Source organism: uncultured Pluralibacter sp., assembly GCF_913775985.1.
GTDB lineage: Bacteria > Pseudomonadota > Gammaproteobacteria > Enterobacterales > Enterobacteriaceae > Pluralibacter.
In genome coordinates this window covers 15345-29695 of sequence record NZ_CAJYMB010000045.1, presented here as the reverse complement: position 1 = coordinate 29695, position 14351 = coordinate 15345, and the positions used below count along the sequence as shown (strand labels likewise).

The window sequence follows — 14351 nt, the reverse complement described above, 5'->3', positions numbered from 1 at the left end:
TGGCTAATGATGCGGCAGATATCGGTCAGCGCTTCCGGCACGCTGGCAAACTGGCCTTCGCTGTCGATGTAGAACTGCCACACTTTGCCGTCCTGGCGCACGCTCACCTTGCTGTTTTCGATATAGAAGCCCGGGTTGGTGCTGTTTTCAAAGTCCTGCGCCAGGCTGAATACCGTGACTTTGTCCTTGTACGGACGCCCCTGCCACGGGCAGAACTGGGCGCAGTTGCCGCACTCGTTGCAGTAGGCGTCGAGGTGCAGCGTCTGGAAGCGGTTCTGGAAGCCCGGTATGGCAATGGAGATATTGGCGCGGTTCGGACAGACGTCCACGCACTTGCTGCACACGTAGTTGCACTCCAGGCAGCGGCTGGCTTCCTGCGCCACGAACGCCGCGCGGTCGTCTTTGTCCACCAGCGCGACGGCAATGGTGCCTTTACGCTGGTAGATCTCGGCCGGGTCAAAGTTGTTCCAGCGCTTGCTGCCGTGGTGGCTGGCAATGTTTTCCCGGGCCAGAATGGCGTCGGTAGCACGGCGCGCGTTGCCAATGGCGGAAACAATCGAGGACGGTCCGCGCTGCACGTCGCCAATCAGGAACACGTTCGGGCGGCTGGTTTCGCCGTCGGCGTTCACCACCGGCCAGCCCTGAGGATCCAGCGGAATACCCATTGCCGACAGCGCTTCGCCGTCCTGCTGCTCGCCGATGGCGGTGATCAGCGAATCAATCTGCAGCACGCGGGTTTCGCCGGTTTCGATCGGGCGGCGGCGGCCTTTCTCATCAGGCTCGCCGAGTTTCATTACCCGTACTTCCAGCGTGCCGTCGGCATTGAACTGCTCCGGATTGCACAGCCACTCAAAATCGACGCCGTCGTGAACCGCCTCTTCATACTCTTCCCGCCAGGCAGGCATCTCCTGTTGGGAGCGGCGATAGACAATCGTGGCGCTCTGCACGCCCGGAATGCGCAGCGCGGCGCGGGCGCAGTCCATCGCGGTGTTGCCCGCGCCGACCACTGCCACGTGTTTGCCCATCTCCAGCTTATCGCCGCGGTTAAAGTCGCGCAGGAACTGCAGGGATTTGTGCACGTTCTGGTTGTCGCCGCGCAGCTTCACGCCGCTGTTCTTGTCGGTGCCGGTGCCCACCAGCACGTAGCGGAATCCCTGAGCCTGCAGTTTTTCCACGCTGAGCTGCGGATCGCAGCCGTACTCGATTTTCACGCCGTGGGCGACCACGAAGTCGATATCCTGCTGGATGAGCTCGCCCGGAATGCGGAACTGCGGAATGATATTTTTCACCACGCCGCCGGCGTTCGGCTCGCGCTCAAACAGCGTCACCGGATGTCCGGCGCGGGCGAGGAAGTAGCCTGCCGCCAGCCCCGCCGGGCCTGCGCCAATCACCGCCACCGGATGCATAGAGCCGGAGCCTGCCGGCTTGTGCCAGCGCTGCTTGTACTCGTCCCAGCCTTTCTCCAGCGCCACCTTCTTCAGCTCGCGGATATTCAGGGCGCTGTCGTAATCAAGGCGGGTACAGTTGTACTGGCACTGGTGGTCGCAGATGTGGCCGGTGATGGCGGGCAGGGCGTTACGCTGGTAAATCAGCTCCAGCGCGTCGGCCCAGCGCTGTTCCCCGAGCAGCCGGATGTACTCAGGAATGTCCTGCTTGATGGCGCAGGCGGTGACGCACGGTGCCACGTAGCAGTCGGTCAGCGGCAGCGGGCCGCCCGCGTCGATGCGGTCATCCGGCTTCCAGGATTTCTGGGTGTACTCCATGCTCACCGCTTTCTCCGCCAGCGCGTTCAGGCGCTCGACGTTCACCGTGGTCATGTCCCAGCCGTCGGCCTGCTCCAGCTCGCGCATGCACTCGCTCAGGCGCAGATAGCCGCCGGGCTTCAGCAGGTCGGTGGCCATGGTGATCGGGCGGATGCCGGTCTCGAAGATTTCGCGGATGTTGACCTGGCTCGCACCGCCGGAATAGGAGATCGGCAGCTTGCCGTCAAAGGCGCGGGAAAGCAGGGCGGCGACGTTGATGGAGAGCGGGAACAGTGCGCGCCCCGACATATACATTTCATCGCCGGGCAGCGCGCCTTTATTGTTGACGGTGCCCAGGGTGTTGGTGAGCTTCACGCCGAAGCCGAGATTGCGCGCTTTCGCCAGCGCCATCAGGCGGGTCAGCATTTCCAGCGCCTGATCGATTTTCAGATCGTGCTCGAAGGACTCTTCGCTCAGGCCCACGTAGCCGAAGCCGCAGGTGTCGAGGATTTCGCGCACCCGGGCAAAGCCGAGCAGGGTCGGGTTAAGCTTGACGAAGGTATTGATGTTTTTCTCTTCCAGCATATAGCGGCAGATGGCTTCAATTTCGTCCGGCGGGCAGCCGTGCATGGTGGAGAGCGTCACGCCCTGGACCATTTTGGCAGGGATGCGCTGCGCCAGGGTGGCGAGCTGCTCTCTGCGCGCGCTCTGCGGCAGGCGGGCGAGGAAGCCGTTATCGTGCAGCCAGCGGTCGAGAATATCGCGGTACTCGGCGAATTTCGGCTGCGCGGAGGAGTCCTGCATATTGTGGATAAATTCCTGCATCGGCGGCTGTTTAATACCGTCGAGGTTATAGCCGACGCTCATATTAAAAATAAACGACTTGCCGTCTTTTACCGGCGTAAGCGGAAAGACCTGCTCCAGCAGGTGCAGGGCAAACCACGCCTTAAGATATTCGTCCCAGGCTTTTTTCAGGGTAAATTCCGTGGACCATTCGGTGTTAAAGCACTCATCTTCCGCATCGATACAGGGTTTTTCCAGCTCCAGCCGGTCGAGGATCTGCACGGTTTTCAGTTCGATAAAACGTCCGCCGGTTAGCCAGGCGGTAATAATGTTCTGCGCCAGCTGGGTGTGCGGCCCGGCGGCCGGGCCCAGCGGCGTGGCGCTGCTTTCGCCAAACAGGCTCACGCTGTGCTGTTTTTCCGGGGAATAGAACTGCTGCTCGGGAATGCCGAAAATAGACCGCTGTGTCTGGTATTCATCAAAAATGCGCGTCAAAAGTTCCTCAAACGGCACGGGACGCATGATATCACCCATAACCTTCTCCTTAGACTCATTGTTCTTTATAAGCGTGAGATTGCCGGAATCATTAATACCGGCGGATACAGGGGATACAGCAACATTCGCACCAGTTATTCAGAGGGCGGCGGGTAAATAAAGAATTTGTGAGGCGTGTCGAAACTCGGTGCCGGAGTGTGAATAAGTTCACAGGGGCTTAATGAGAATTAAAATCACTCCATTTTCTTATTTCGCATTATTTCTCAAAAACGGCCCTGAAATATCACATTGATAATTCTTAGCGCATATTTGGCGATTATTTCAGCGTCCGGATGCGGCGCTTATTCGCTCTGCTCGTGCACTGCGCCGGCCAATATCGCAAATTTTATAAAGCCTGCGCTGTGCGAAATGATACGGCTCACGCTTTCAGGCAAAAACCATTCAGCCAGCATGAATCTTGCATTTTGATAAACAGAAATGCCGGGGTACCGGGCGACTCAAACTGAGAATATCGCAGATAACCCGGCTAATAACTGAAAAGGCATCGGATACCGGGCCTGAGAAATGACTGAGGTGAGCATGACTATTTTCGCAGAAGCAGCACGACTCGAAGAACAAAATCGCCCCTTTGCGCTGGCGCAGATCGTCGACAGCCGCGGCTCCACGCCGCGCCACTCCGCGCAGATGCTGGTGCGCGACGATGGGTCAATTGTCGGCACCATCGGCGGCGGAATGGTGGAGCGTAAAGTCATTGCCGAAGCGCTGGAGGCCATTGAGGCGAAAGCATCGAGGATGTATCACGGGCGGATGGCGCGCAGCGGCAGCGACGCCGTTGGCTCCGACTGCGGCGGTGCGATGTCGGTGTATATCAGCGTTCACGGCCAGCGGCCCCGGCTGCTGCTGGTAGGAGCCGGGCACGTCAACCGCGCCATCGCCCGGATGGCGGCAGACCTGGACTTTGAGCTTTGCGTTGGCGATATTTACCGCGAAAGTCTCGAACCGTCCCGCTTCCCGCCCGCCACCCGGCTGCTGCACGCCCCGAGCTTCTCGTCAGTGGTGGATGACATGGCGGTTCGCCCGCAGGATTTTGTGCTGATAGCCACCAATAACCAGGACCGCGAGGCGCTGGACAAGCTCATTTCGCTGCCGTCGGCGTGGCTGGGGCTGCTGGCCAGCTGCCGCAAGGTGCAGGTTTTTGTCCGCCAGCTGCGGGACAACGGGGTGGCGGATGCGGATATTCAGCGCCTGCGCGCGCCCATCGGCTACGACATTGGCGCGGAAACCCCTGCCGAAATCGCTATCAGCGTGCTGGCGGAGATCCTGCAGGTGAAAAACGGTGCGCCGGGCGGGCTGCTGAGCTGGGAAAAACAGCAGGACGCGGCGCCCTGCGGCGCCGACGTGGTGGAGGCCTGATCCTCAGAAATCGTACTGCAGCGTGAGGCGGTTTTGCCAGAAGCTGCCGTCGTAGCGCGGGGAGGTTTGCACGCCGGCAAAATCGCTGAGGCTGAATCCCTTCAGGGCGCCGTCGAAGGCCCAGGTGGCGTACACCAGATACTCTGACTGGTTAATGCTTGACGCCGAAACCGACGATTTGAGATCCATAAACGAGTAGCGCGTGCCGAGGCCGAGATTCGGCGTGGCGCTGTAGTGCAGCGCCGTCGCCCACGCGTTGCCGGAGCCCAGGTCCTGGGTACTGGTAAAGTAGGGCTGGGCGAAGTAGGGGCCCGAGGCGGTATTGTGCGCGTAGGGCGTCACCAGCGCGCCGTTGTTCCAGCTGCGGCCGCTGCTGGCGATATGGTCATAGCCCAGCTGCCAGTTCAGGGTGTGGGTCAGGTTCAGCAACAGCTGCGCCCCGTATGAGGTGCTGTTCACTTCCCCGGCCAGCGCCTTGCCCTGCGACGTGCCGCGCACAAACTGCACGCCGATATCCGGCTGCATCGCGGTCTGCTGCCACTGCAGGTGGCTTTCGCCGTAGGCAATCCGCACGTAGTCGTTGTACTGCTGATACCACAGCTGGCCGGAGAGCTTCTTATCCTCCAGCTGCACCGCCCGACCGGCCCCGATGCCCCACATACCGTTTACCGGCGTGTCGACATCGGTAAACGCGTTGGTTTTAAGGAAGTTATCATCCCCCCAGGGCTTGTAGCGCCAGACTTTAGTGGCCCGCAGAAAGTTATCCTTGTCGCCATAGTTAACGTCAATTGCCCGGTAGAGGATCGGCGTAATGCGCCAGTCGTAGTCGCCCATAAAGGGCAGGTCGAGCCGCTGATCGCCGGCGGTGATGGTCAGATCCTGCCAGCGCCAGCTGAGCCAGGCCTCGCCGATATTATTCTGGTTCTGGCCGATATCGGCGATGGTGGTGCTGTTATCCCCGTGGTTTATCCCGCGCAGAAACAGGGCGCTGACGCCGAGGCGAAAGCCGTCCAGCGGCGCGGTAACGTATTTCAGGCTGCCGCCGTAGCTGATGGTGTCCTGATTGAGCTGATGCACAAAGTAGGCATTGTGGGTGGAGTAGTAAACCGACCGCAGGCTGCCGCTGACGGTGCCGCAGCGCAGGGCATCCATCAGTCCGGTGGCCGGGTCGGTGCAGGCGGTATCGCTGAAAGGGTGAACCGCCGCGCGGGCGTTGGGGGAGAGTACAACGAACAGGAGCAGGCATCCCCATGCTCTGCCGAGGCTGCGCGTTTTCATCATGGTTGTCCTTGCCGATATGGGTATGCGGCGGGTGAAGACGGTGAGAAAAAGGTTGCCGGGGGCCGCCCGGCAACAAGCTGCTGCAGGTTTACTGGCTAATTACGGTGCCAGTTTTCCCTTCAATGCCCTCCCTGGCCTTGCTAAGCACGGTAATGAGCGAGCGGCGTCCCGGACGCGAGCGGGCAAACGCGGCGGCGGCTTCCACCTTCGGCAGCATTGAGCCTTTGGCGAAGTGTCCCTCCTCGATAAAGCGCTCGGCGTCGCTCAGGGAAAGTTTATCCAGCCACTGCTCGTTAGGCTTGCCGAAGTTAATCGCCACTTTCTCGACGGCGGTGAGGATGATCAGCATGTCGGCGTCGATCATCTCTGCCAGCTTGGCGCTGGCCCAGTCTTTATCAATCACCGCGCTGGCGCCACGCAGGTGGTTCCCTTCGCGGGTCACCGGAATACCGCCGCCGCCGCAGGTGATCACCACGTGGCAGGCTTCCATCATCGCCTTCACGGTCTGTTTCTCAATAATGTCAACCGGCTTCGGCGAGGCGACTACGCGGCGGTAGCCGCGCCCGGCGTCCTCTTTCATGATGTAGCCCTGTTGGGTCATCCGATCCGCTTCTTCCTTGCTAAAGAAGGAGCCGATGGGCTTGGTCGGGTTGAGGAAGGCCTCGTCGTTGGCGTCCACTTCCACCTGGGTGATAAGCGTCGCCACCGGGATATCCATCTTGCGCGACAGCAGCTCTTCGCGCAGGGCATTTTGCAGATCGTAGCCGATATAGCCCTGGCTCAGCGCCACGCACACCGACATGGGCAGCATTGGCGTGTGGGCTTCGGTTTTGGCCGCGGCTTCAAATGCGAGGTTAATCATCCCCACCTGCGGGCCGTTGCCGTGGGTCACTACCACCTGATGGCCCTGGGCAATCAGATCGACAATCGCGCGTGAGGTTTGTTTGACCGCCGCCATCTGGCCGGCAAGATCGTCACCCAGCGCATTCCCGCCGAGGGCGAGAACAATTTTTTTACTCATACAATCCTCTCTTTAATGCTCTGTTCCGCCCACCGGAAGGTGGACAGGGGAAAACGGGCTGCGGCGCAGGAAGCGGCCCTGTCCTGCGCTGCCGGTAAAGGCGCCGTTGTTAAAAATGATCCGCCCGCGGGACAGGGTCTGGCGGATCGCGCCCTGGCAGATAAAACCCTCGTAGGGGGAGTAGTCGGCGTTGTCGTGCAGCATTTCGTGGCGAATAGTGGTGGTGCGTTTGGGATCGATAATTACCACGTCGCCGTCGGCGCCCGGTGCCAGCACGCCTTTCTGCGGCCAGAGACCAAACAGCTTCGCCGGATTGGCGCTGGTCAGGGCCACAAAGTGCTCGGGGCTGATGCGCCCGGTCATCACGCCGTGGGAGAACAGCAGCAGCAGGCGGTTTTCTACCCCCGGCAGGCCGTTCGGGCAGCGGCTGAAGTCGCCGCCGGAGATGGTTTTACGCTGCACCGACGAGAATGTGCAGTGGTCGGTGGCTACCGTATCAATTGCCCCGTCGCTGATGCCGCACCACAGCGCGTCGTTGTTGCTGGCGTTGCGCAGCGGCGGGCTCAGCAGATAGTTAAGCGCGTCTTCCCGCTCGTAGCAGCGGTCATCCAGCAGCAGGTACTGCGGGCAGGTTTCTACCCACACCGGCTGGCGGCGGGCGCGGGCCAGGCGTAAATAGTCCAGCCCGAGTGCGTTCGACAGGTGCACGATATACAGCGGCGCGTTGCCTGCCAGCTGCGCCAGGTTGATCATCCGGGCGATGGCTTCTGCCTCGCATTCCAGCGGTCGGCTCAGGGCGTGATAGCGGGGTGCAGTCTTGCCAGCGTTAATAAACTCCGCCCGGCGCTGGGCGATGGCGGCATCGTTTTCAGGGTGCACCGTGGTCAGGGCCCCGGCGCGGTGCAGGTGGCGCATCGCCTGCAGAACTTCATCGTCGTTCAGCTTGTACTGGTAGGTCAGGTAGAGTTTGAAGCTGCTGATCCCGGCGTCCACCATCATCGGTATGTCGTCGAGGACGCCGTGGTTTACGTGCTGGATCACGCCGTGAAAGCTGTAGTCGATCACCGCTTTGTAGGCGGCGTATTCCCGGTAGATATCAAACTGGTGGCGCAGGTTGCAGCCCGCCGGGCCGAAACCCATGTGATCGACAATGGTGGTCGTGCCGCCGCAGGCCGCCGCCCGGGTGCCGGTGAAAAAGTCATCGCAGCTGCGGGCAAGGCCAACGTCAATATTGAAATGGGTGTGTACGTCCACGCCGCCGGGCATCACGTAGCAGCCGTCGGCGTCAATAATTTCGCAGGGGTGTTCTGGCTCAATGGCGTCGGCGAGTTGCTTAACGAGGCCATTTTCGATCAGCAGGTCCTGCTTAACCTGTCCGTCGGCGTTGACAACAAGGCCATTCTTAATCAGTACGCGCATAGGAACCTCAGTATCCCGCCGCGGACGCGGCGGGAGGGATCACAACAGTGATTTAATGACTCAATTACTCGGTTGCCAGCCAGCTCAGCGGAATGGCGGCATACATCGCGGCGCAGGTGACCAGATGGGATTTCCAGGTTTTCTCGTTCGGCGCGTGGGCTTCCGGCTCTTTACCCGGACCAAAACCGATAACCGGAATGCCGTGGCGGCCCATGATCGATACGCCGTTGGTGGAGAAGGTCCACTTGTCCACCACCGGCGCTTTGCCGAACAGGCCTTCGTAGGCGTTGCTCAGGGCGCGAACGGTGAAGTGATTCTCTTCCACTTTCCAGGTCGGGAAGTAGCATTCGGTCGGATAAACCAGACCGGTCCATGACGGACGCTCGTAGTTGTACATGGAGACCACCGCACCGGATTTCTTCACCGCAGGCAGGGCGCGGATCTCTTCCAGCGCGCCTTCCCAGGTTTCGCCCCAGGTCAGGCGGCGGTCAATAGACACGGCGCAGCTGTCGGCAACCGCGCAGCGGCTCGGAGAGGTGAAGAAGATTTCAGAGACGGTCAGGGTACCTTTGCCGAGGAAATCGTCGTTGCCCAGGTTCTGCGCCAGCTGTTCCAGCTCGGTAAGTACCGGTGCCATTTTGAAGATGGCGTTGTCGCCGCGCTCCGGCGCGGAGCCGTGGCAGCTGACGCCCTGAACTTCGACGCGGATCTCCATGCGCCCGCGGTGGCCGCGGTAGATTTGGCAGTCTGTAGGTTCGGTGCTGACCACGAACTCAGGACGGATGCCGGACTGTTCGATGATGTACTGCCAGCACAGGCCGTCGCAGTCCTCTTCCTGCACGGTGCCGGTCACCAGCAGGGTGTAGTCATCTTCCAGTCCCAGATCTTTGATGATTTTGCCTGCATAAACCATGGACGCCATGCCGCCTTCCTGGTCAGACGTGCCGCGTCCGCCGATCAGCTCGTCGGTTTCCATGCCTTCGTACGGGTCAAAGTTCCAGTTTTTGATGTTGCCGATGCCGACGGTATCAATGTGCGCATCCATTGCCACCAGGCGCGGGCCGTGGCCGATATAGCCCAGCACGTTGCCCATCGGGTCGATTTCCACTTTATCGAAGCCGACTTTTTCCATCTCTTCTTTAATGCGGTGCACTACGCGCTTCTCGTCGCAGCTTTCGCTGGGAATGGCGATCATATCGCGCAGGAAGCGGGTCATCTCTTTTTCGTATTTTTTTGATTGCTCAACGATTTCTTTGAACGGAATTTGCTTAGCCATGAACGTGTTCTCCAGTTCTAACAATCCAGTGCCCGCGCGGCGGGCGGAATTTAAAAGTCGGTTATTGCGCGGCCGGGTGTTTGCCTTCCCAGACCACTTCGCGATAGTGCTTAACGTCGGTATCGCCTTCGGTGCTGATCACCAGCACCACGGAATTTTTATCGAGCTTCAGCTTGTGCATCAGGGCGTCGCGCTGCGGGTGGTAATGCACAGCAGCCAGCAGGCCGAGGCCTACCGCGCCGGACTCCCCGGAGATAACCCGCGGATCCTGACCCAGCGGATTGCCGAGCACCCGCATGCCGAGGGCGGCAACCGCGTCCTGGCAGGAGACAAACTGGCTGGCGCAGTTGCGCAGCACTTCCCAGCCCAGCGGGTTGGGTTCGCCGCAGGCCAGGCCCGCCATGATGGTGGCCATGTCGCCGCCAACGTTGACGATTTCGCCTTTCACGCCGGAGCGGTACAGGCAGTCCGCCAGTTCGGGCTCGACGATAATGGAATGCAGATTTTTCGGGCCATAGGCATCAGCCAGGTAGCCGAGCACGCCGCCGGCCATTGCGCCGACGCCGCCCTGCAGCAGAACGTGGGTCGGGCGCTTGATTCCCATTGAGGCGATCTGTTCAACCGCTTCGTCCGCCAGCGTGGCGTAGCCCTGCATGATCCAGGTCGGGATTTTGGTGTAGCCTTCCCAGGCGGTGTCCTGCACTACTTCCCAGCCGTTTTTTTGCGCGGTCTGCATGGTGAAGCGCACGGTGTCGTCGTAGTTCATGTCGGTGACGATGCACTCGGCGCCGAGGCGCAGAATGGCGTCAACGCGCTCCTGGGCGGAGCCTTTGGGCATGTAGATAACCGCGTTCTGCCCCAGCTGCTGCGCGGCCCAGGCAACGCCGCGGCCGTGGTTGCCGTCGGTGGTGGTAGCGAAGGTCATCTTCTCTTTGATGCTCGACTTCAGCTGGTCGAAAGAGAGCGCGTTGATATCCAGATGGTATTTTTCACACAGCAGCTGGGCGATAGCGTATGAGCCGCCCAGCATCTTGAATGCGTTAAGGCCGAAGCGGCGGGATTCGTCTTTCACCAAAATTTTATGCACGCCGAACAGGGCGGCGAGTTCATTCAGGGCCACCAGCGGCGTCGGCTGATAGCCGGTAATAGTTTGATGGAAATGGCGGGCCTGCTGCGCCTGCTGGCGCGAAAACAGCGGTGACGTCTCCCCGTTAAAAAAACGGTTGTCGGCAATGTCCATTTTGAGCGAGAAAGCAGACATACTCGATCCTTATTATGTATTGGCGAAAGGGAGGAGGCTGGCCAGCAGGCCAGCCGGGGGAGATTATTTAATGCGTTTTTCCGCTTCTTTAAGCAGCTGCTCCAGTACCTGGCCCGGATTCGCGTATTTGCGGCAAACGATCATCGCGGCGATGATGTACGGCTTCCAGCTGGCTTCTTTGTAGGTCGGGATGCGGTACTTCTCGAACACGCCTTCGGTCACTTCGCCCGCGTCGCAGGAGACGCCGGTGATATCCGCCGGCAGGCAGTGCATGTACAGCGCTTCGCCGTCGCGGGTGTGCTTCATCATCTCTTCGGTGCAGTGCCAGTCTTTGTGTTTGGCGTTCTGCGCCAGGCACTCTTTCTCCAGTGCTTTCAGGCCGTCGTGGTCGTTGGCGCGCAGCAGCTCGGTACGTTTCTCCATGACTTTGTACGGAGCCCAGGACTTCGGATAGACGATATCGGCATCTTTAAACGCTTCTTCCATGCTGGTGACCTGGCGGAAGCTGCCGCCGGAGGCTTTCGCGTTGTTTTTCGCCACTTCAATCACGTCCGGGATCAGGTCGTAGCCTTCCGGGTGGGCGAGAGTCACGTCCATGCCGAAGCGGGTCATCAGGCCGATGATGCCCTGCGGTACCGAGAGCGGCTTGCCGTAGCTCGGGGAGTAGGCCCAGGTCATGGCGATTTTCTTGCCTTTCAGATTTTCCAGCGAGCCGAAGTGCTCGCGCAGCCATGCCAGGTCGGCCATCGACTGGGTCGGGTGGTCGATATCGCACTGCAGGTTAATCAGGGCCGGACGCTGCGGCAGCACGCCCTGCTTGTGGCCGTCGTCCAGCGCTTCGCCCACTTCGCGCATGTAGGCGTTGCCCGCGCCGAGGAACATGTCATCGCGGATGCCGATGGCGTCGGCGCAGAAGGAGATCATGTTGGCGGTTTCACGCACCGTTTCGCCGTGGGCAATCTGCGATTTTCCTTCGTCCAGATCCTGCTGGGCCAGGCCTAACAGGTTCAGCGCAGAGGCGTAGGAGAAGCGGGTGCGGGTTGAGTTGTCGCGGAATACCGAGATGCCAAGGCCGCTGTTGAACACTTTAGTGGCGATATTCTCCGCGCGCAGGGTTTTCAGGGCCGCGGCCACATCCAGCACCTGCTTAAGTTCATCCGGCGACTGCTCCCAGGTCAGCAGAAAATCTTTTTCGCTGAGGTGAGAGTTCAGTTTGTTAATATCCTTAATCAGTTCGTTAACAGTTTTCATGTTTCAATCCTGGTCGTGAATAACAGTCTTATTGATTGCTGTGCGGTCGGATGAGCGAGATGCCGAATGGGCGACTGCCAGCGCTGTAATATCACTAACAATAAGCGTGCCAGTTCCCCACTATCGTCGATAACCGGGGTTGAAAGCGCAGTATTATGCGAAGCCTGTCACGAATTTAAGCCTGGGAGCGGCAATGTCGGGAATAAGTCCGCGCTCGACGTCAGGAAAGGGTGAGGAAGAGAAAGTTGCGGGCTGCTGAAATATCGGGATTATCGTTTTGTATTCTCGTCAATATGATAAAAGCCGCCGCAAATTTATCAGATTGATATGAAAGTGTGATAGCGACTGCATATTTAATATAAGGAGCGGTCGGGAGCATTATCTGTATCAACGTGAAGGGTGATAGTGGGTGGTATCATCGCGGAAAGAAAAAAGAAAATGAGACGTACAGGTACGTTCCAGCTGAGCAATTTTAAAAGGCCGATTATGATACCGTCTACTACACCCTCGATGTTAATGCAGATACAGCCTACCATTCAGAAGTTTGCCAGAATGCTGTCCAGCGTAGTGCAGCTGGAAGTTGAGATAGTAGATAGCGCGCTCTACAGGGTAGCTGGAACAGGGATGTTCAGCAAACAGCTGGGTCAAAAATTAAATACAAACTCAAGACTTCTTCGTTACATTATTGATACAAAAAAGGAGAAGGTGGTTACCCACTCCCGTTTTGACCCGCTTTGCAAGGATTGCACAAATAAACAGGAGTGTGCCGAAAAAGCCTTTCTCGGCACCCCGGTTATTTATCAGAACCAGTGCGTTGGCGTAATTAGCCTGGTGGCATTAACCCGCGAGCAGCAGGCGCGAATTAATGCCAATATTCAGGAGTTTTCAGACTACGTGCGCCACGTTTCTACTATTGTCGTTTCGCGCTTTTTACAGGATCAGGCCGGCGGCGAGAATATTCAGAAAATATTCTTAACCATGATCGAAAATATGGATCAGGGCGTGCTGGTGATTGGCAATGACCAAAAGGTTAAATTTGCTAACCAGACCGCGCTGAAAATTATGGGCTTTAACCAGAGCAGTGTGATTGGTAAGGAAATACAGTTTCAGCCGCTGACCTTTGAAGATAACTTCAAGCACGGCCACATGCAGCACATTATCTCTTTTGATGACCGCAAAGAGCTGATTATCGGTCAGCTGCACGCGGTGCAGGACCAGTGGCTGTTCTTAATGGCTTTCCACCAGTCTCACTCGTCGGCCGACTTCAGCGCCGGGCAGGAGGGGCCGCAAATCGAGGCGCTGGTGGGCGAGTGCCGTCCCATGCGCCAGCTGAAAAAGCTGATTACCCGCGTGGCGCCGAGCCCGTCGAGCGTGATGATCGTCGGCGAAAGCGGCACCGGAAAAGAGGTGGTTGCCCGCGCCATTCACAAGCTGAGTGACCGCCAGGCCAAGCCCTTTATCGCCATCAACTGCGCCGCCATTCCCGAGCAGCTGCTGGAGAGCGAGCTGTTCGGTTACGTAAAAGGCGCGTTTACCGGCGCGTCGGCCAACGGCAAGACCGGGCTGATTCAGGCGGCCAACAGCGGCACCCTGTTTCTGGACGAAATTGGCGATATGCCACTGACGTTACAGGCCAAGCTGCTGCGGGCCATCGAGTCCCGTGAGATCCAGCCGGTAGGGGCCAGCCATCCGGTGCCGGTGGATATCCGCATTATTTCGGCCACCAACCAGAACCTCGACCAGTACATCGCCGAGGGCAAGTTCCGCGAAGATCTCTACTACCGCCTCAACGTCATTCCCCTGCGCCTGCCGCCGCTGCGCGAGCGCCAGGAGGATATCGAGCTGCTGATCCACTATTTTCTCCATCTGCATACCCGGCGGCTGAATCTGGTCTATCCCGGCGTGGCGCAGGACGTGCTGGATCTGCTGCGCCGCTATCGCTGGCCGGGCAATATTCGCGAGCTGAGCAACCTGATGGAGTATCTGGTGAACGTTGCGCCTTCCGGAGAGATCATCGACATGTCGCTGCTGCCGCCGAACCTGCTCAGCAGCAGCGATCTTGCCGAGCCTTCGGCAGCACGCAGCAGCAGCGCACCGGCCTCGCAGGAGGAGAGCGTCACCGCGCTGGAGGAGATGGAGCGGCAGATGATCCGCGAGGCGCTGTCTCGCTACAGCAACAAGAAGCAGGCGGCGGACGAGCTGGGTATCGGCATCGCCACCCTGTACCGAAAAATCAAAAAATACGACCTCGCCGCCGGCTAGCGGCCTTACGACTTATCTTAAAGTGGCGGGCCTCGTGCCTGCCAAAGCCTTGTATGCCGCGGCTCTGCGGCCGCTTCCCTTCGTCATTCCCCTGATGTGTCCAGGGTTACGCCTATACTTTTTCTCACCCGCCGCAGGGCGGCGGGC

General features: G+C 59.2%; 9 protein-coding genes. 2 read left to right on the top strand and 7 right to left on the bottom strand.

The genetic code is table 11. The annotated features are described in order from the left end of the window. On the bottom strand, nucleotides 1-3059 hold a 3059-nt coding region (gene ygfK, locus QZ766_RS05745; protein WP_297198552.1), incomplete at its 3' end, for a putative selenate reductase subunit YgfK. A 540-nt stretch (nucleotides 3060-3599) separates the two neighbouring features. Here ygfK and QZ766_RS05740 point away from each other — a divergent pair. After that, nucleotides 3600-4433, top strand: coding sequence for an XdhC family protein (locus QZ766_RS05740; protein ID WP_297198549.1), 834 nt, complete (start codon nucleotides 3600-3602; stop codon nucleotides 4431-4433). A 3-nt stretch (nucleotides 4434-4436) separates the two neighbouring features. Here the strand turns inward: QZ766_RS05740 and QZ766_RS05735 are convergent, their stop codons facing one another. From QZ766_RS05735 to ygeW, 6 genes are all read right to left on the bottom strand, one after another. Beyond that, on the bottom strand, nucleotides 4437-5711 hold the full coding sequence (locus QZ766_RS05735; RefSeq protein WP_297198585.1) for a TonB-dependent receptor: 1275 nt from the start codon (nucleotides 5709-5711) through the stop codon (nucleotides 4437-4439). A gap of 91 nt (nucleotides 5712-5802) precedes the next feature. Continuing rightward, nucleotides 5803-6735: a carbamate kinase gene (arcC, locus tag QZ766_RS05730; RefSeq protein WP_297198546.1), complete on the bottom strand. Its 933-nt coding sequence runs from the start codon at nucleotides 6733-6735 to the stop codon at nucleotides 5803-5805. A 12-nt stretch (nucleotides 6736-6747) separates the two neighbouring features. After that, nucleotides 6748-8154 carry a dihydropyrimidinase gene (hydA, locus tag QZ766_RS05725; RefSeq protein WP_297198544.1) on the bottom strand — a complete coding sequence of 469 codons (1407 nt, stop codon included), beginning with the start codon at nucleotides 8152-8154 and terminating at the stop codon, nucleotides 6748-6750. A gap of 64 nt (nucleotides 8155-8218) precedes the next feature. Next, nucleotides 8219-9430 carry a YgeY family selenium metabolism-linked hydrolase gene (locus QZ766_RS05720; protein ID WP_297198541.1) on the bottom strand — a complete coding sequence of 404 codons (1212 nt, stop codon included), beginning with the start codon at nucleotides 9428-9430 and terminating at the stop codon, nucleotides 8219-8221. A 61-nt stretch (nucleotides 9431-9491) separates the two neighbouring features. Beyond that, complete coding sequence (gene dpaL, locus QZ766_RS05715; protein ID WP_297198538.1) at nucleotides 9492-10691, bottom strand: diaminopropionate ammonia-lyase; 1200 nt, start codon at nucleotides 10689-10691, stop codon at nucleotides 9492-9494. 63 nt (nucleotides 10692-10754) lie between these two features. Continuing rightward, nucleotides 10755-11942, bottom strand: coding sequence for a knotted carbamoyltransferase YgeW (gene ygeW / locus QZ766_RS05710; protein WP_297198534.1), 1188 nt, complete (start codon nucleotides 11940-11942; stop codon nucleotides 10755-10757). Between the two features lie 486 nt (nucleotides 11943-12428). On the opposite strand from ygeW, the gene QZ766_RS05705 reads away from it, so the two are divergent. Continuing rightward, nucleotides 12429-14204, top strand: a complete 1776-nt coding sequence (locus tag QZ766_RS05705; protein WP_297198532.1) for a sigma-54-dependent Fis family transcriptional regulator — start codon at nucleotides 12429-12431, stop codon at nucleotides 14202-14204. Nucleotides 14205-14351 lie beyond the last annotated feature (147 nt).

Bases quoted from the DNA above. Each gene is read 5' to 3' on its own strand.
- QZ766_RS05740 (WP_297198549.1), top strand. From the start codon at position 3,600: ATGACTATTTTCGCAGAAGCAGCACGACTCGAAGAACAAAATCGCCCC.
- QZ766_RS05735 (WP_297198585.1), bottom strand. From the start codon at position 5,711: ATGAAAACGCGCAGCCTCGGCAGAGCATGGGGATGCCTGCTCCTGTTC.
- arcC (WP_297198546.1), bottom strand. From the start codon at position 6,735: ATGAGTAAAAAAATTGTTCTCGCCCTCGGCGGGAATGCGCTGGGTGAC.
- hydA (WP_297198544.1), bottom strand. From the start codon at position 8,154: ATGCGCGTACTGATTAAGAATGGCCTTGTTGTCAACGCCGACGGACAG.
- QZ766_RS05720 (WP_297198541.1), bottom strand. From the start codon at position 9,430: ATGGCTAAGCAAATTCCGTTCAAAGAAATCGTTGAGCAATCAAAAAAA.
- dpaL (WP_297198538.1), bottom strand. From the start codon at position 10,691: ATGTCTGCTTTCTCGCTCAAAATGGACATTGCCGACAACCGTTTTTTT.
- ygeW (WP_297198534.1), bottom strand. From the start codon at position 11,942: ATGAAAACTGTTAACGAACTGATTAAGGATATTAACAAACTGAACTCT.
- QZ766_RS05705 (WP_297198532.1), top strand. From the start codon at position 12,429: ATGATACCGTCTACTACACCCTCGATGTTAATGCAGATACAGCCTACC.